We start from the raw sequence: 16,488 nt of genomic DNA, 5'->3' as shown, positions 1-16,488 counted from the left end.
CGGTTCGGCGCGGGTTGCGGCTAACCGGCGTTCTCGTTATAAGTCTGGGCACTTTTCGCAACGAAAGCCGCTTCGACGCAGACCATGAGCCAAAGCCAGACGCCAGACCCAGCCCCCGTGTTCCAGCTCAAGGGCAGCATGCTCGCCATCACGGTGCTCGAGCTTGCCCGCAACGACCTCGATGGTCTCGACCGGCAGTTGGCGGCCAAGGTCGCCCAAGCGCCGAACTTCTTCAGCAACACGCCGCTGGTGCTGGCGCTGGACAAGCTGCCGGCCAACGAAGGCAGCGTCGACCTGCCGGGGATGATGCGCATTTGCCGCCAGCACGGCCTGCGCACCCTGGCGATCCGTGCCAGCCGCATCGAGGACATCGCCGCCGCCATCGCCATCGACCTGCCGGTGCTGCCGCCGTCCGGCGCCCGCGAGCGCCCGGTGGACCCGGTGGAAATCGAGCCGGCGAAAAAAGCCGAACCCGCCCCGGCGCCACCGCCTCCGCCACCGGAGCCGACGGTACGCCCGACCAGGATCATCACCACGCCTGTACGCGGCGGCCAACAGATCTATGCTCAGGGGGGCGACCTGGTCGTGGTGTCGGCGGTCAGCCCGGGTGCGGAACTTCTCGCCGATGGCAATATCCATGTGTACGGGCCAATGCGCGGTCGCGCCCTCGCCGGTATCAAGGGCAACACCAAGGCACGGATCTTCTGCCAGCAGATGACCGCCGAACTGGTTTCGATCGCCGGACAGTACAAGGTCTCCGAAGACCTGCGCCGCGATCCGCTGTGGGGGGCCGGCGTGCAGGTCAGCCTGTCCGGGGACGTGTTGAACATCACCCGCCTTTAACGGATACTGCCGCCATTTTCCGTGCAACTTTAGTCAGTTAGTTGCCGTTTTTGCATTTAGGGACCGCACGTCCTTTTTCATCATTTTTAGGGGTGATACACCTTGGCCAAGATTCTCGTGGTGACTTCCGGCAAGGGTGGTGTGGGCAAGACCACCACCAGTGCCGCCATCGGTACCGGCCTCGCGCTGCGCGGGCACAAGACAGTGATCGTCGACTTCGACGTCGGCCTGCGTAACCTCGACCTGATCATGGGCTGCGAGCGCCGCGTGGTGTACGACTTCGTCAACGTCGTCAACAACGAGGCCAACCTGCAGCAGGCCCTGATCAAGGACAAGCGCCTGGAGAACCTCTACGTGCTGGCCGCCAGCCAGACCCGGGACAAGGACGCGCTGACCCAGGAAGGCGTGGAGAAGGTCCTGATGGAGCTGAAGGAGAACTTCGACTACGTGGTCTGCGATTCCCCGGCCGGCATCGAGAAGGGCGCGCACCTGGCGATGTACTTCGCCGACGAAGCCATCGTCGTGACCAACCCTGAAGTGTCCTCGGTACGCGACTCCGACCGCATGCTCGGCCTGCTGGCCAGCAAGTCGCGCCGCGCCGAACGCAACGAAGACCCGATCAAGGAACACCTGCTGATCACCCGTTACCACCCCGAGCGCGTGAGCAAGGGCGAGATGCTGGGCGTCGAAGACGTCAAGGAAATCCTCTCCGTCGCGCTGCTGGGTGTCATCCCCGAATCCCAGGCCGTGCTCAAGGCCTCCAACCAGGGCGTCCCGGTCATCCTCGACGACCAGAGCGATGCCGGCCAGGCGTACAGCGACACTGTCGACCGCCTGCTGGGCAAAACCGTGGAACACCGGTTCCTCGACGTACAGAAGAAGGGATTCTTCGAGCGCCTGTTTGGAGGCAATTGAACCATGAACCTTTTTGACTTCTTTCGTGCCAGCAAAAAACAGAGTTCCGCGTCGGTTGCGAAAGAGCGTCTACAGATCATCGTGGCGCACGAGCGCGGACAGCGCAGCACCCCGGACTACCTGCCGGCCCTGCAGAAAGAACTGCTGGAAGTGATCCGCAAGTACGTCAACATCGGCAACGATGACGTGCAGGTGGCGCTGGAGAACCAGGGCAGTTGCTCGATACTCGAACTCAACATCACCCTGCCCGAACGCCCCTGAGCGTCTGCGGGTAACCTGCCACGGCGACGGCCGGGCCCGGGCTGCACATGCCCGGGCCCGACCGTCGCCGTTGGCGTTTGCAGAGAACACGCAATGCCGCTGTCCAACGTCGAGATCCTCCACCAGGATGCCGCCATCCTGGTGGTCAACAAGCCAACCCTGCTGCTCTCCGTGCCTGGCCGGGCCGAGGACAACAAGGACTGCCTGATCACCCGCCTGCAGGAAAACGGCTACCCCGATGCGCTGATCGTCCACCGACTGGATTGGGAAACCTCGGGGATCATCCTGCTTGCCCGCGACGCCGACAGCCACCGCGAACTGTCCCGGCAATTCCACGACCGCGAGACCGAGAAAGCCTATACCGCCCTGTGCTGGGGCCAGCCGGAGCGCGACAGTGGCAGCATCGACCTGCCGCTGCGCTACGACCCGCCCACCAAGCCGCGGCACGTGGTGGACCACGAACAGGGCAAGCATGCCCTGACCTTCTGGCGCATCGTCGAGCGCTGCGGCGACTGGTGCCGGGTCGAACTGACGCCGATCACCGGGCGCTCGCACCAGTTGCGCGTGCACATGCTGTCGATCGGTCATCCATTGCTGGGTGACCGGCTGTATGCCAATCCCGAGGCACTGGCAGCCCATGAGCGGCTGTGCCTGCACGCCTCGATGCTGAGCTTCACCCACCCGGTGACGGGCGAGCGCCATACGTTCGAGTGTCCGGCGCCGTTCTGACGGGCCTCATCGCCGGCAACGCCGGCTCCCACAAGGATCGTGTGCACCGCGCCCCTGTGGGAGCCGGCGTTGCCGGCGATGGACCGCAAAGCGGTCCCAACGAGCGCAACATCTGCGCTAAACTCGCGCCCACTGCTGTCTGGAGTGACTTATGCGCGATGCCCTGAACCAAGGCCTGATTGATTTCCTCAAAGCCTCTCCCACGCCCTTCCATGCCACCGCCAGCCTGGCCCAGCGCCTCGAGGCGGCCGGCTACCAGCGCCTGGACGAGCGCGACAGCTGGGCCACGGTGCCTGGCGGTCGCTATTACCTGACCCGCAACGACTCCTCGATCATCGCCATCAAGCTCGGCCGCCATTCGCCGCTGCTGGACGGCATCCGCCTGGTCGGCGCCCATACCGACAGCCCGTGCCTGCGGGTCAAGCCGCAACCCGAGCTGCAGCGCCACGGTTTCTGGCAACTGGGGGTGGAGGTCTACGGCGGCGCCCTGCTCGCGCCCTGGTTCGACCGCGACCTGTCGCTGGCCGGCCGCGTCACCTTCCGCCGCGACGGCAAGGTGGAAAGCGCGCTGGTGGACTTCAAGCTGCCCATCGCGGTGATCCCCAACCTGGCGATCCACCTCAACCGTACCGCCAACGAAGGCTGGGCGATCAACCCGCAGACCGAGCTGCCGCCGATCCTGGCCCAGGTGGCCGGTGACGAGCGCGTCGATTTCCGCGCCCTGCTCACCGAGCAACTGGCCCGCGAACACGGCCTCAACGCCGATGTGGTGCTGGATTACGAACTGAGCTTCTACGACACCCAGGACGCCGCCCTGGTCGGCCTGCACGGCGAGTTCATCGCCGGCGCGCGCCTCGACAACCTGCTGTCCTGCTACGCCGGCCTGCGTGCCCTGCTCGACGCCGACAGCGACGAAACCTGCGTGCTGGTGTGCAACGACCACGAGGAAGTCGGCTCCTGCTCGGCCTGCGGTGCCGACGGCCCGATGCTGGAACAGACCCTGCGCCGCCTGCTGCCGGACGGCGACGAGTTCGTCCGCACCATCCAGCGCTCGCTGCTGGTCTCGGCGGACAACGCCCACGGCGTGCACCCCAACTATGCCGAGAAGCACGACGGCAACCACGGTCCCAAGCTCAACGCCGGCCCGGTGATCAAGGTCAACAACAACCAGCGCTACGCCACCAACAGCGAAACCGCCGGGTTCTTCCGCCACCTGTGCATGGCCGAGGAAGTCCCGGTGCAGAGCTTCGTGGTGCGCAGCGACATGGGTTGCGGCTCGACCATCGGCCCGATCACCGCCAGCCACCTGGGCGTGCGCACCGTCGATATCGGCCTGCCGACCTTCGCCATGCACTCGATCCGCGAGCTGTGCGGCAGCCAGGACCTGGCCCATCTGGTCAAGGTACTGACCGCGTTCTATCGCAGCCGCGAGCTGCCATGAAACCGTGGCGGGGCGCTCTGCCCCGCCACGCCCCCGCTGGCGGAGCCGGCGCTTTGTGACGCCAGTCAACCTCGCGCTGTCATTTAGCGCCTATGCTCAAGCCAGACTTTTCGCAGCAAGGAGAAGGATCTTGAGTCTGTCCACGTTCCAGTCGATGTTCCTGCCGGTCCTCGCGGGCCTGATTCTGTTGACCATCGGCTTCAACAAGCGGGAAAACAATTCCGGTGTGCTGATGATGTGGCTCGGCATGCTTTCCATACTTGGCATCATGGTCTGGAAGATCCTCGAGAAACTCGACTGACGGATGCTCTACACTGCGCCGATTACCTGTGTTCGAGGTTGATCGTCCAGTGTCCGCCCTTCTGCGCTGTTTCACTCTGCTACTGCTGATCTTCGCTGCCCAGGCCCAGGCCGCCGGCCTGCCGAGCCTGCTCGGCGGCAGCACGCCGGCCCAGCCCCAGGCCAGCGAACCCCTGGGCAAGTCCCTCGACGAAGTCATCACCACGCTGGAAAACGACCAGCAACGCACGCGCCTGCTCAACGACCTGAAGAAGCTCCGCGACAGCACCCGCCAGGCCCAGCCGGACCCTGAGCAGGGGGTGCTGGGCCTGATCGGCGGCACCTTCGCCGAACTGGAAAAGCAGTTCAGCGGCGACGCCAGCCCGTTCAAGCGCTGGGCCGACGAAATGGAACTGGCGGGCGTCGAACTCGCGGCGCTGAAAGTCCCGGTGCAGCAATTGCCGGGGCTGCTGTTCGGCTTCATCGCCATCCTCGCCTTGTGGAGCCTGCTGGCCTACGCCCTGAACTGGGCCAGCCACCGCTTGCGCGTGCGCTTCGGCCTGACCGAGGAACTGCCCCAGCATCCGCGCACCTGGGACCTGGTGCGCTTCGCCCTGCGCAAGCTGGGGCCCTGGCTGGTGGCGCTGATCATCACCGTGTACCTGAGCTTCGCCCTGCCCTCCTCGCTGGGCAAATCGATGGCCATGGTCATCGCCTACGCCCTGGTGGTGGGTACCCTGTTCTCGGCCATCTGCGTGATCGCCTTCTCCCTGCTCGACGGCCCGCACCGCCACCGTGCCCTGCATATCCTGCGGCACCGGGCCTTCCGCCCGCTGTGGCTGATCGGCAGCTTCGCCGCCTTCGGCGAGGCGATGAACGACCCGCGCCTGTACCTGGCCCTCGGCACCCACCTGGCCCATGCCCTGGCGACCCTGGCCAATATCCTCGCGGCCCTGTCCACGGCGCTGTTCATCCTGCGTTTCCGCCGCCCCATCGCCCACCTGATCCGCAACCAGCCGCTGGCCCATCGGCTCAAGCGCCGTGCCCTGAGCGACACGATCGAAGTCCTTGGCAGTTTCTGGTACCTGCCGGCCCTGGTGCTGGTGGGCATCTCGCTGTTCGCCACCTTCGTCTCCGCAGGCGATACCAGCACAGCCCTGCGCCAGTCGTTGATGTGCACGGTACTGGTGATCCTGTGCATGGTGATCAATGGCCTGGTCCGTCGCCACGCACTCCGGCAGCAGCGCAACAACCGGCGCCAGGCGGTGTACGCCGAGCGCCTGCGCAGCTTCGCCTACACCCTGGTGCACCTGGGCGTCTGGCTGGTATTCATCGAGCTGGGCCTGCGGGTCTGGGGCCTGTCGCTGATCAGCTTCGCCGAAGGCGAAGGCCATGAAGTGGCGATCCGCATGGGCGGCCTGGCCGGCACCCTGATCGCCGCCTGGCTGGTGTGGATCCTCGCCGATACCGCCGTGCACCACGCCCTGACCCGCTCCCGCAAGGGCCTGGCCAACGCCCGGGCGCAGACCATGATGCCGCTGATCCGCAACGTACTGTTCGTGACCATCGCCATCATCGCCCTGATCATCGCCCTGGCGAACATGGGCATGAACGTCACGCCACTGCTGGCCGGTGCCGGTGTGATCGGCCTGGCCATCGGTTTCGGCGCGCAATCGCTGGTGGCCGACCTGATCACCGGCCTGTTCATCATCATCGAGGACTCCCTGGCGATCGACGACTACGTCGATGTCGGTGGCCATCTCGGCACCGTCGAGGGCCTGACCATCCGCACCGTGCGCCTGCGCGATATCGACGGCATCGTCCACACCATCCCGTTCAGCGAGATCAAGAGCATCAAGAACTATTCCCGGGAGTTCGGCTACGCGATCTTCCGCATCGCCATTCCCTACAACATGGGCATCGACCAGGCCATCGCGCTGATTCGCGACGTCGGCCAGAAGATGCGCAGCGACCCGTTGCAGCGCCGCAATATCTGGTCGCCGCTGGAGTTGCAGGGCGTGGAGAGTTTCGAATCCGGCTCGGCGGTGCTGCGGGCGCGCTTCAAGACCGCGCCGATCAAGCAATGGGAGGTATCGAGGGCCTTCAACCTGGCGCTCAAGCGCCAGCTCGACGAGGCCGGGCTGGACCTCGCCACCCCGCGTCTGTCGGTACAGGTGCTGACCACCGCCGGCGGCACCGCGGCCGAGGGTAGCGAAAAGGCCTAGCCCGCATCGGCGCGGATGCGGATCGCATCGTGCCGCCAATACTCGAGGTCGCAGTCGATCAGTCGCCCCGACTGGTCGCTGTTGACCCGGGTGATATGCAGGCCGGCGCTGCCCGGTGACACCTTCAATGCCGAGGCCGCCGCGGTCGGCAGCGCGGTTGGCAGGATCTCGAAGCACACCCGCCCGTAGCGGATGCCATAGTGACGATCATAGATCTCGGTCAGCGACTGGCCCAGGTCGTGTTCGAGGATGCCGGGAAAGTAGTCCGGGTTCAGGTAATGCTCGGCATAGAGCACCGCACGCCCGTCGATGCGGCGCAGGCGGCAGATCTGGATCACGCTGGACAGTGGCGGCAGCTTCAGGCGCGCGCAGATCGCCGCGGCCGCCGGTTGCAGGCGCGCCGAGAGCAGTTCGGTAGCCGGGATGCGCCCTTGCTCGCGCACCATGGCATGGAAGTGACTGCGCTCGATCAGGTCGTAGGTCAGCCGTTGCGGGGCGACGAACCAGCCTCGCCGCTCCTCGCGGTAGATCAGGCCCTGGGCCTCCAGCTGGACCAGCGCTTCGCGCAGGGTAATCCGGGTGGTATCGAATACTTCACTGAGCTTGCGTTCAGCCGGCAGCTTGCCGCCGGGCGGGAGCAGGCCGTGTTCGATCTGCTCCTGCAAGGCGTGGCAAATGGCTGTAACGGCACGGGGCGGCGGTGCATGCATCAAGGGCTTCCTTCTGGACTAGTCCAGCCGCACCCGATGCCCTGCAAGGGTGCATCTGGCCTGGCCGGAAAAACGTGTTGAGCTTAGGCAAAGCAGATGAACCTGAGATGACAAGTGCGCCCAACGGTCATTCCCGCCCGGGCTGGAGGCCACGGCCATCGTGCGCTCAACCGTGGTCTACGCTGTATTTCCAGAGTCGGTCGGCAGCGCCCGGCAAGGCTGTGCGACATCAAACTGTCACGCAACATGCCTACCTTGGCTCAGGTATTGCTGACCTAGACCAACCGAAACGCAACAACGCCCCAACCTCTCATGTCGTGCAAGGCACCCATTAAGGAGCTTCGGATGAAACAGCTTTTCCTGGCCTCTCTGTTAGGCGCGAGCATTGCCCTGTCGCATGCGGCCGTGGCCGCCGACACCGACCTCAAGGCCCTGGAGGACGCCGCCCGCAAGGAAGGCACCGTCAATAGCGTGGGCATGCCCGATGCCTGGGCGAACTGGAAAGGAACCTGGGAAGACCTGGCGAAGAAATACGGCCTCAAGCATATGGACACCGACATGAGCTCGGCCCAGGAAGTGGCCAAGTTCGACGCCGAGAAGGACAACGCCAGCGCCGACATCGGCGATGTCGGCGCCGCCTTCGGCCCGATCGCCGTGGCCAAGGGCGTGACCCAGCCATACAAGCCGAGCACCTGGGACCAGGTCCCGGCCTGGGCGAAGGACCAGGACGGGCACTGGGCGCTGGCCTATACCGGCACCATCGCCTTCATCATCAACAAGCAACTGGTGAAGGAAGAGGACATGCCGAAAACCTGGCATGACCTGGAAAAAGGCAAGTACAAGGTCGCCATCGGCGACGTCGGCACTGCCGCACAAGCTGCCAATGGCGTACTGGCCGCCGCCATCGCCTACAAGGGCGACGAGAAGAACATCGAGCCGGGCCTGCAACTGTTCACCAAGCTGGCCCAGCAGAAGCGCCTGTCGCTGGCCAACCCGACCATCCAGACCCTGGAAAAGGGTGAAGTGGAAGTGGGCGTGGTATGGGACTTCAATGGCCTGAGCTACCGCGAGCAGATCGATCCCAAGCGCTTCGAAGTGCTGATTCCGGCCGATGGCTCGGTGATCTCCGGCTACACCACCATCATCAACAAGTACGCCAAGCACCCGAACGCCGCCAAGCTGACCCGCGAATACATCTTCAGCGATGCCGGGCAGACCAACCTGGCGATCGGCCATGCGCGCCCGATCCGTGCCGAGCACCTGAAGCTGCCGGCTGACGTCCAGGCCAAGCTGCTGCCGAACGAGCAATACCGCGCCGCCCAGCCGATCAAGGATGCGGCCGCGTGGGAGGCGACCTCCAAGGCACTGCCGCAGAAGTGGCAGGAGCAGGTCATCATCGAGATGGAGTGAGGCCTTAGCAGGGACCGTGTGGGAGCGGGTTCACCCGCGATTGCGTCGGTGGATTCACTATCGCAATCGCGGGTAAACCCGCTCCCACAGGGACCGCGCAAGGCTACACACACGGTCCCCGGAGCCTCACATGAAGCACAAAGTCATCCTGGTCCTGCTCGACGGCCTCAACCACCAGGTCGCGCACCATGCCATGGGCCACCTGCACGCCTGGGTCGAAGCCGACCGCGCCGCCCTCTATCGCCTGGAGTGCGAGCTGCCAGCCCTGTCCCGGCCGCTGTACGAATGCATCCTCACCGGCGTTGCGCCGATCGACAGCGGCATCGTGCACAACCAGGTGTCGCGCCTGTCGACCCAGCGCAGCATCTTCCACTACGCCCGTGACGCCGGCGTGCCCACTGCCGCCGCGGCCTATCACTGGGTCAGCGAGCTGTACAACCGCACGCCCTTCGACCCGGTCCGCGACCGCCATACCCACGCGCCGAAGCTGCCGATCCAGCACGGTCTGTTCTACTACGCCGACCATTACCCGGACTCGCACCTGTTCGCCGATGCCGAATACCTGCGGCGCAAGCACGACCCCGGTTTCCTCCTGATCCACCCGATGAACATCGACGACGCCGGCCACCGCCATGGCCTGGACAGCAGCCAGTACCGCAACAGCGCGCGCTCGGCCGACATCCTCCTGGCCGACTACCTGGCCACCTGGCTCGCCGAGGGTTACCAGGTGCTGGTGACCGCCGACCACGGCATGAACAACGACCGCTCGCACAACGGACTGCTCCCGGAAGAACGGGAAGTGCCGCTGTTCGTGTTCGGCGACGGTTTCAGCCTCGACCCCACGGCCAAACCCCTGCAGACCGAACTGTGCGGCACCGTCTGCCAGCTGCTGGGCGTGGCCCACGACAAACCGCTTTGCCGGGAGCTGCTCTCGTGAATCCGTTTTCCCGCGGCAAGTGGCTGGCATTGCTGTGCCTGCTGCCCTTCGCCCTGTTCTTCATCATCTTCCAGATCGCCCCGCTGGCCTGGGTGGCGATCCACAGCCTGCAAGCCGAGAGCGGCTGGGGCCTGGACAACTTCAGCAAGATCCTGGGCTCGAAGTTCTATCGCCAGGCCATCCAGCACAGCCTGGAGATCAGCTTCTGGTCGAGCCTGTTCGGCATCCTGGTGGCGGTGCTGGGCAGCTATTCGTTGCAACGGGTGGACTCGCGCCTGCGCGACTTCGTCAACGCCTTCGCCAACATGACCAGCAACTTCTCGGGGGTGCCGCTGGCCTTCGCCTTCATCATCCTGCTGGGCTTCAACGGCGCCCTGACCCTGGCCCTGAAACAGGCCGGGCTGATCGAGGATTTCAACCTGTATTCCAAGACCGGGCTGATCATCCTCTACACCTATTTCCAGATTCCCCTCGGCGTACTGCTGCTCTACCCGGCCTTCGACGCCCTGCGCGAAGACTGGCGCGAGTCCGCCGCCCTGCTCGGTGCGAGCCCCTGGCAGTACTGGCGGCATATCGGCCTGCCGGTGCTGACGCCGGCCCTGCTCGGTACCTTCGTCATCCTCCTGGCCAACGCCCTCGGTGCCTACGCCACGGTGTACGCGCTGACCACCGGCAATTTCAACGTCCTGCCGATCCGCATCGCCGCGCTGGTGGCCGGCGATATTTCCCTCGACCCGAACCTGGCCAGCGCACTGGCGATCATCCTGGTGGGCCTCATGACCCTGGTGACCCTGGTCCATCAATGGCTGCTGAAGAGGAGTTACCATGTCGCGCGCTGAACCCGCACGCAGTGCCGTCTACCACCGGCTGGTGGTCTGGGCCCTGTTCCTTGTCCTGCTGCTGCCCCTGGCCGGCACCCTGCTCTACTCCATTTCCACCAGTTGGTCGGCGAGCCTTCTGCCCAGCGGCCTGACCTTCAAATGGTACCTGGCGCTGTGGAGCGATCCGCGCTTCCTCACCGCTTTCGCCCAGTCGCTGCTGGTCTGCGTCGGCGCCCTGGTCCTGTCGGTGCTGCTGATCCTGCCGCTGCTGTTCGTCGTGCATTACCACTTCCCCAGGCTCGACGGACTAATGAACATCCTCATCCTGCTGCCGTTCGCGGTGCCGCCGGTGGTGTCCTCGGTGGGCCTGCTGCAGCTCTATGGCTCCGGGCCGATGGCCATGGTCGGCACGCCCTGGATCCTGATCGGCTGCTACTTCACCGTGGCCCTGCCGTTCATGTACCGGGCCATCACCAACAACCTCCAGGCCATCAACTTGCGCGACCTGATGGATGCCGCCCAACTGCTCGGCGCCAGCACCTGGCAGGCGGCGTTCCTGGTAGTGCTGCCGAACCTGCGCAAGGGCCTGATGGTCGCCCTGCTGCTGTCGTTCTCCTTCCTCTTCGGCGAGTTCGTGTTCGCCAACCTGCTGGTGGGTACCCGCTACGAAACCCTGCAGGTGTACCTGAACAACATGCGCAACAGCAGCGGCCACTTCAACAGTGCCCTGGTGATTTCCTACTTCCTCTTCGTGCTGGTGCTGACCTGGGCAGCCAACCGCCTGAACAAGGACAAAACCTGAAATGAGCTTCGTCAGCATCCAGAACCTGGAAAAGACCTACGCCGGCAGCCCGGTGTTCAAGGACATCAATTTCGACATCGCTCGCGGCGAATTCATCACCCTGCTCGGCCCGTCCGGCTGCGGCAAGTCGACCCTGCTGCGCTGCATCGCCGGCCTGACCCCGGTGGACAGCGGCAGGATCCTCCTCGACGGTACCGACCTGGTTCCGCTGAGCCCGCAAAAACGCGGGATCGGCATGGTGTTCCAGAGCTATGCGCTGTTTCCCAACATGACCGTGGCGCAGAACGTCGCCTTCGGCCTGCGCATGCAGAAGGTCGCCAGCCAGGACAGTCGGTCGCGGGTGGAGGAAGCCCTGCGCATGGTCGAGTTGCAGGACTTCGCCGCGCGCTATCCACACCAGCTGTCCGGCGGCCAGTGCCAGCGCGTGGCCCTGGCCCGCTCGCTGGTGACCCGCCCGCGCCTGCTGCTGCTCGACGAACCGCTGTCGGCCCTCGATGCACGCATTCGCAAGCACCTGCGCGAGCAGATCCGCAGCATCCAGCGCGAGCTGGGACTGACCACGGTGTTCGTCACCCACGACCAGGAGGAGGCGCTGACCCTGTCGGACCGCATCTTCCTGATGAACCAGGGCCGGATCGTCCAGAGCGGCGACGCCGAAACCCTCTACACCGCGCCGGTGGACGCCTTCGCCGCCGGGTTCATCGGCAACTACAACCTGCTCGACGCCGAAAGCGCCAGCCGCCTGCTCGAGCGCCCGGTGAGCTGCCGCCTGGCGATCCGCCCGGAAGCCATCGCCCTGAGCCTGGACGGAGCCCTCGACGGCCAGGTGCGCAGCCACAGCCTGCTCGGCAATATCATCCGCTACCGGGTCGAGGCCCGCGGCGTCGAGCTGTCGGTGGACGTGCTCAATCGCTCGTCCGCGGATCTCTATCCGGACGGGCAACGGGTATCCTTGTCGATCGATCCAACTGCCCTGCGCGAAGTCGCGTAGGGATGCACGGGAGTTTTGCGTTATGGCTTTAGCGATCTTCGATCTGGACGAAACCCTGATCCACGGCGACTGCGCTTCGCTGTGGAGCGAGCAGATGGCCCGCCTGGGCTGGGTCGATGGCCCGTCGTTCCTGCGTCGCGACCATGAGTTGATGGAGGCCTACGGCAAGGGCCACCTGGCGATGGAGGACTACATGGCCTTCAGCCTGGAGCCGGTGGCCGGGCGCACGCCGGAGGAAGTCGAGCATCTGGTCGAACCCTGGGTCGAGGACGTCATCGAGCCGATCATTTTCAGCGATGCCTGCCGGGCAATCGCCGAGCACCGGCGCCTGGGCGACCGGATCCTGGTGATCTCGGCCTCGGGCACCCACCTGGTGGGTCCGATCGCGGCGCGGCTGGGGATCGATGAGTTCCTGGCCATCGACCTCGAGGTAGTCAATGGAGTCTACAGCGGGCGCACCCAGGGTGTGCTGACCTACCGGGAAGGCAAGATCACCCGCCTGCTGGAGTGGCTGGATCAGGAAGAGGAGAACCTGGAGGGAGCGAGTTTCTATTCGGACTCGCGCAATGATCTGCCGCTGCTGCTGAAGGTGGACCACCCGCATGTGGTGAATCCGGATCCGGTGCTGCGCGAGCATGCCGAGAAGAATGGCTGGCCGATTCTGGCCTGGAGCTGAAGGGTTTAGCAGGGACCGTGTGGGAGCGGGTTCACCCGCGATTGCGGTAGTGAATTCAACGACGCAATCGCGGGTGAACCCGCTCCCACAGAGTCCGTGTAAGTCCTCAGGCTTTATACAAGGCTCGGATCAACCACCAGCACCAGCTTCCCGGAAACCTGGTTCCCCGCCAGTTCCTCGAACGCCGCCTGGGCATCCGCCACCGGATAACTGCCCACCAACTGCGGCTTCAGGCGCCCTTCGGTGAACAGCGGCCACACCTGCTGGTGCAGATCGCTGAGCAGGTCGGCCTTGAACTGGTCACTGCGGTTGCGCAAGGTCGAGCCGGTCAGTTGGATACGCTTGCCCAGTACCTGGGCCAGGTCCAGATTCGCCTCGCGTCCACCCATCAGGCCGATGATCACCCAGCGCCCGTCGCGGCCCAGCACCTTCAGGTTCAGCTCGGTGTAGCTGGCGCCCACCGGATCGAGCACCACATCGAAGGGCGCGAAGTCGTTCAGTGCCTCGAGATCGACACCGCGCACCACACCGCCGATGGCGCCCAGGCTTTCGCAATAGGCCAGGCGATCGGCGGAGCCGACACTGACCCAGCACGGGCTGCCGAACGCCTTGCACAACTGGATCGCCGCCGAGCCCACGCCGCTGGCACCGGCATGCAACAGCACCTTCTCGCCCGGGCGCAGGCCACCGAGCTGGAACAGGTTGAGCCAGGCCGTGGCATACACTTCGGGAATCGCGGCAGCCTCCTGCAGGCCCAGGCCTTGCGGCACCGGCAGCACATGGCGCGCATCGACCACCACTTCCTCGGCCATCCCGCCGCCGGCCAGCAGCGCACAGACCCGGTCACCCACCTGCCAGGACGCCCCGGCCCCCACCTCGGTAATCACCCCGGAGCACTCCAGGCCAAGGTACTCGCTGGCCCCGGGCGGCGGCGGATAAAGCCCGGCACGCTGCAACAGGTCGGCACGGTTGAGGCCCGCGGCGGCAACCCGGATTCGCACTTGACCTACATCGCAGGTTGGACTTGTCGCCTCAACCCACTCCACATGGCCTTCAACGCCTTGCAATGCCTTCACAGTGCCTCCATAGTTGATGTCAGACGGGGCCTGGAGCTGCTAGCTCCAGGCTTTTTGCATTCTGCGCCCGGCTCTTTGGAGCCGGCGAATCAAAGACGGCCCACTATGCGTTATCAATTGCCCCTGCGTCGAATCGGCATGAAGCACTTCTTCTCCAGCACCGCCCTCGCCTTGCTGATCGGCCTTGGCAATCTGCCGCTGGCAGATCATGCCCTGGCTGCTGCCACCGCCCCGGCGGCCAACAGCTGGGACTCGCTTCAGCCCGACCGCGACCAGGCGATGGCGAGCGTCAACATCGTCGAGCTGCTCAAGCGTCGTCACTACAGCAAGCCGCCGCTGGACGACGCCCGCTCGGTGATCATCTACGACAGCTACCTCAAGCTGCTGGATCCGGCGCGCAGCTACTTCCTCGCCAGCGATATCGCCGAATTCGACAAGTGGAAGACCCAGTTCGACGATTTCCTCAAGAGCGGCAACCTCGAACCCGGCTTCGATATCTACAAGCGCTACCTGGACCGGGTGAAGTCGCGTCTGGACTTCACCCTGGCCGAGCTGGACAAGGGCGTCGACAAGATCGACTTCACCACCCACGAAACCCTGCTGGTGGACCGCAAGGACGCCCCCTGGATCAAGACCGGTGCCGAGCTGGACGACCTCTGGCGCAAACGCCTGAAGGACGAGGTCCTGCGCCTGAAGATCGCCGGCAAGGAACCCAAGGCCATCCAGGAACTGCTGGTCAAGCGCTACAAGAACCAGCTGGCGCGCCTGGGGCAGACCCGCTCGGAAGATATCTTCCAGGCCTACATCAACACCTTCGCCCAGTCCTACGACCCGCACACCAACTACCTGTCGCCGGATAACGCGGAAAACTTCGACATCAACATGAGCCTGTCGCTGGAAGGCATCGGCGCCGTGCTGCAGAGCGATAACGACCAGGTCAAGATCGTCCGCCTGGTACCCGCCGGCCCGGCCGCCAAGACCAAGCAGGTCGCACCTGCCGACAAGATCGTCGGGGTTGCCCAGGGCGACGGCGAGATGGTCGACGTGATCGGGTGGCGCCTGGATGAAGTGGTCAAGAAGATCCGTGGCCCGAAAGGCTCGGTGGTGCGGCTCGAGGTGATTCCGGCGAGCAACGCGCCGAACGACCAGACCAGCAAGATCGTCACCATCACCCGCGAAGCGGTGAAGCTCGAAGAGCAGGCAGCGAAGAAATCCGTGCTGGAGCTCAAGCAGGACGGCCACACCTACAAGATCGGCATCATCGAACTGCCGGCCTTCTACCAGGACTTCAAGGCCATGCGTGCCGGCGACGCCGAGTACAAGAGCACTACGCGGGACGTGAAGAAACTGCTCGGCGAACTGAAGAAAGACAACGTCGACGGTGTGGTGATCGACCTGCGCAACAACGGCGGCGGTTCGCTGCAGGAAGCCCAGGAGCTGACCAGCCTGTTCATCGACAGTGGTCCGACCGTGCTGATCCGCAGCGCCGATGGCCGCCTGGCCGTGCTCGAGGACCAGAACCCCACCGGCGCCTACTACCGTGGCCCGCTGGCGGTGCTGGTCAATCGTCTGTCGGCCTCGGCGTCGGAAATCTTTGCCGGCGCCATGCAGGACTACCACCGGGCCCTGATCATCGGTGGCCAGACCTTCGGCAAGGGCACCGTGCAGAACCTCGAACCGCTCAATCACGGCGAGCTCAAGGTCACCATGGCCAAGTTCTATCGGGTTTCCGGCCAGAGCACCCAGCATCAAGGCGTACTGCCCGACATCGATTACCCGTCGATCATCGACACCAAGGAAATCGGCGAAAGCGCACTGCCCGAGGCCATGCCCTGGGACACCATCCGCGCCGCGATCAAGCCGACCAGCGATCCGTTCAAGCCGTACCTGGCCCAGCTCAAGGCTCGCCATGACGCCCGCAGCGCCAAGGACGCCGAGTTCGTCTACATCCGTGACCGCCTGGCCCTGACCCAGAAGCTGATGAGCGAGAAGACCGTCAGCCTCAACGAGGAAGAACGCCGCGCCAAGCACACCGCTATCGAGAACCAGCAACTGGCCCTGGAAAACACCCGGCGCAAGGCCAAGGGCGAAGAACCGCTCAAGGAGCTGAAGAAGGAAGACGAGGATGCGATCCCCGCCGAGCCGGACGACAGCAAACCGGAAGACGACGCCTACCTCAGCGAAACCGGGCGTATCCTGCTGGACTACCTGAGCCTCAACGCCTCGGTGGCGAAACACTGAAGAAAGGCTGAATCGATAATGGCGAAATACCATGATCGAGTAGCATTGCGTCATTAAACAGTCATCAAACTGTCGTGAAATAAGGGACTGAGCGCTATCGGCGCCCAGTCCCTTTTTTTCAAGGTAGCAGC

16 protein-coding genes are annotated in these 16,488 nt (G+C 64.7%); 14 read left to right on the top strand and 2 right to left on the bottom strand.

Features of this window, described 5'->3' with window-relative positions; genetic code table 11:
* Nucleotides 1–84 precede the first annotated feature (84 nt).
* The 7 genes from minC to ACKLLE_RS06705 all read left to right on the top strand — a co-directional run bounded on the left by minC (nt 85) and on the right by ACKLLE_RS06705 (nt 6,693).
* Nucleotides 85–843: a septum site-determining protein MinC gene (minC, locus tag ACKLLE_RS06735; protein ID WP_279897992.1), complete on the top strand. Its 759-nt coding sequence runs from the start codon at nt 85–87 to the stop codon at nt 841–843.
* Between the two features lie 102 nt (nt 844–945).
* Nucleotides 946–1,758 (top strand): septum site-determining protein MinD, encoded by an 813-nt coding sequence (gene minD / locus ACKLLE_RS06730; protein ID WP_009407487.1) that lies wholly within the window; start codon nt 946–948, stop codon nt 1,756–1,758.
* A gap of 3 nt (nt 1,759–1,761) precedes the next feature.
* Nucleotides 1,762–2,019, top strand: coding sequence for a cell division topological specificity factor MinE (gene minE / locus ACKLLE_RS06725; protein WP_009407485.1), 258 nt, complete (start codon nt 1,762–1,764; stop codon nt 2,017–2,019).
* A gap of 93 nt (nt 2,020–2,112) precedes the next feature.
* Nucleotides 2,113–2,748 carry an RluA family pseudouridine synthase gene (locus ACKLLE_RS06720; RefSeq protein WP_420057328.1) on the top strand — a complete coding sequence of 212 codons (636 nt, stop codon included), beginning with the start codon at nt 2,113–2,115 and terminating at the stop codon, nt 2,746–2,748.
* 151 nt (nt 2,749–2,899) lie between these two features.
* A complete protein-coding gene (locus tag ACKLLE_RS06715) occupies nt 2,900–4,189 on the top strand; it encodes a M18 family aminopeptidase (protein ID WP_009407481.1) in 1,290 nt (429 codons plus the stop codon).
* Nucleotides 4,190–4,319: 130 nt separating this feature from the next.
* The gene (locus tag ACKLLE_RS06710; RefSeq protein ID WP_009407479.1) at nt 4,320–4,490 is read left to right on the top strand and encodes a hypothetical protein; all 171 of its coding nucleotides are present in this window, start codon (nt 4,320–4,322) and stop codon (nt 4,488–4,490) included.
* A 49-nt stretch (nt 4,491–4,539) separates the two neighbouring features.
* Nucleotides 4,540–6,693, top strand: a complete 2,154-nt coding sequence (locus ACKLLE_RS06705) for a mechanosensitive ion channel family protein (protein WP_009407477.1) — start codon at nt 4,540–4,542, stop codon at nt 6,691–6,693.
* Here the strand turns inward: ACKLLE_RS06705 and ACKLLE_RS06700 are convergent.
* Nucleotides 6,690–7,403, bottom strand: a complete 714-nt coding sequence (locus ACKLLE_RS06700; RefSeq protein WP_064304978.1) for a UTRA domain-containing protein — start codon at nt 7,401–7,403, stop codon at nt 6,690–6,692. The two genes, ACKLLE_RS06705 and ACKLLE_RS06700, sit on opposite strands and share 4 nt — an antisense overlap.
* Nucleotides 7,404–7,748: 345 nt before the next feature.
* On the opposite strand from ACKLLE_RS06700, the gene ACKLLE_RS06695 reads away from it, so the two are divergent.
* The 6 genes from ACKLLE_RS06695 (at nt 7,749) to ACKLLE_RS06670 (ending at nt 13,040) form a co-directional block, all read left to right on the top strand.
* Complete coding sequence (locus ACKLLE_RS06695) at nt 7,749–8,813, top strand: ABC transporter substrate-binding protein (protein ID WP_009407473.1); 1,065 nt, start codon at nt 7,749–7,751, stop codon at nt 8,811–8,813.
* A 130-nt stretch (nt 8,814–8,943) separates the two neighbouring features.
* Nucleotides 8,944–9,750: an alkaline phosphatase family protein gene (locus ACKLLE_RS06690; protein ID WP_064304979.1), complete on the top strand. Its 807-nt coding sequence runs from the start codon at nt 8,944–8,946 to the stop codon at nt 9,748–9,750.
* The gene (locus ACKLLE_RS06685; protein ID WP_009407469.1) at nt 9,747–10,589 is read left to right on the top strand and encodes an ABC transporter permease; all 843 of its coding nucleotides are present in this window, start codon (nt 9,747–9,749) and stop codon (nt 10,587–10,589) included. Before ACKLLE_RS06690 ends, ACKLLE_RS06685 begins: the two co-directional genes overlap by 4 nt.
* On the top strand, nt 10,576–11,373 hold the full coding sequence (locus ACKLLE_RS06680) for an ABC transporter permease (protein ID WP_009407467.1): 798 nt from the start codon (nt 10,576–10,578) through the stop codon (nt 11,371–11,373). The genes ACKLLE_RS06685 and ACKLLE_RS06680 overlap by 14 nt, the downstream gene beginning before the upstream one ends.
* Before the next feature lies 1 nt (nt 11,374).
* A complete protein-coding gene (locus tag ACKLLE_RS06675; protein WP_064304980.1) occupies nt 11,375–12,364 on the top strand; it encodes an ABC transporter ATP-binding protein in 990 nt (329 codons plus the stop codon).
* A gap of 22 nt (nt 12,365–12,386) precedes the next feature.
* Complete coding sequence (locus tag ACKLLE_RS06670) at nt 12,387–13,040, top strand: HAD family hydrolase (RefSeq protein ID WP_009407463.1); 654 nt, start codon at nt 12,387–12,389, stop codon at nt 13,038–13,040.
* Between the two features lie 113 nt (nt 13,041–13,153).
* Here ACKLLE_RS06670 and ACKLLE_RS06665 read toward each other — a convergent pair whose 3' ends face one another.
* Nucleotides 13,154–14,116, bottom strand: coding sequence for an NAD(P)H-quinone oxidoreductase (locus tag ACKLLE_RS06665; RefSeq protein WP_064304982.1), 963 nt, complete (start codon nt 14,114–14,116; stop codon nt 13,154–13,156).
* Nucleotides 14,117–14,254: 138 nt separating this feature from the next.
* Here ACKLLE_RS06665 and ACKLLE_RS06660 point away from each other — a divergent pair, with 138 nt between their 5' ends.
* A complete protein-coding gene (locus ACKLLE_RS06660) occupies nt 14,255–16,357 on the top strand; it encodes a carboxy terminal-processing peptidase (protein ID WP_420057532.1) in 2,103 nt (700 codons plus the stop codon).
* The last annotated feature ends 131 nt before the right edge of the window (nt 16,358–16,488 follow it).

The organism is Pseudomonas bharatica (assembly GCF_048586865.1).
Classification (GTDB): Bacteria; Pseudomonadota; Gammaproteobacteria; order Pseudomonadales; family Pseudomonadaceae; genus Aquipseudomonas; species Aquipseudomonas bharatica.
The sequence above is the reverse complement of the archived record's forward strand: the minus strand, read 5'-3'. Positions and strand labels throughout refer to the sequence as shown.

Bases quoted from the DNA above. Each gene is read 5' to 3' on its own strand.
- minC (WP_279897992.1), top strand. From the start codon at position 85: ATGAGCCAAAGCCAGACGCCAGACCCAGCCCCCGTGTTCCAGCTCAAG.
- minE (WP_009407485.1), top strand. From the start codon at position 1,762: ATGAACCTTTTTGACTTCTTTCGTGCCAGCAAAAAACAGAGTTCCGCG.
- ACKLLE_RS06720 (WP_420057328.1), top strand. From the start codon at position 2,113: ATGCCGCTGTCCAACGTCGAGATCCTCCACCAGGATGCCGCCATCCTG.
- ACKLLE_RS06715 (WP_009407481.1), top strand. From the start codon at position 2,900: ATGCGCGATGCCCTGAACCAAGGCCTGATTGATTTCCTCAAAGCCTCT.
- ACKLLE_RS06700 (WP_064304978.1), bottom strand. From the start codon at position 7,403: ATGCATGCACCGCCGCCCCGTGCCGTTACAGCCATTTGCCACGCCTTG.
- ACKLLE_RS06695 (WP_009407473.1), top strand. From the start codon at position 7,749: ATGAAACAGCTTTTCCTGGCCTCTCTGTTAGGCGCGAGCATTGCCCTG.
- ACKLLE_RS06690 (WP_064304979.1), top strand. From the start codon at position 8,944: ATGAAGCACAAAGTCATCCTGGTCCTGCTCGACGGCCTCAACCACCAG.
- ACKLLE_RS06680 (WP_009407467.1), top strand. From the start codon at position 10,576: ATGTCGCGCGCTGAACCCGCACGCAGTGCCGTCTACCACCGGCTGGTG.
- ACKLLE_RS06675 (WP_064304980.1), top strand. From the start codon at position 11,375: ATGAGCTTCGTCAGCATCCAGAACCTGGAAAAGACCTACGCCGGCAGC.
- ACKLLE_RS06670 (WP_009407463.1), top strand. From the start codon at position 12,387: ATGGCTTTAGCGATCTTCGATCTGGACGAAACCCTGATCCACGGCGAC.
- ACKLLE_RS06660 (WP_420057532.1), top strand. From the start codon at position 14,255: ATGAAGCACTTCTTCTCCAGCACCGCCCTCGCCTTGCTGATCGGCCTT.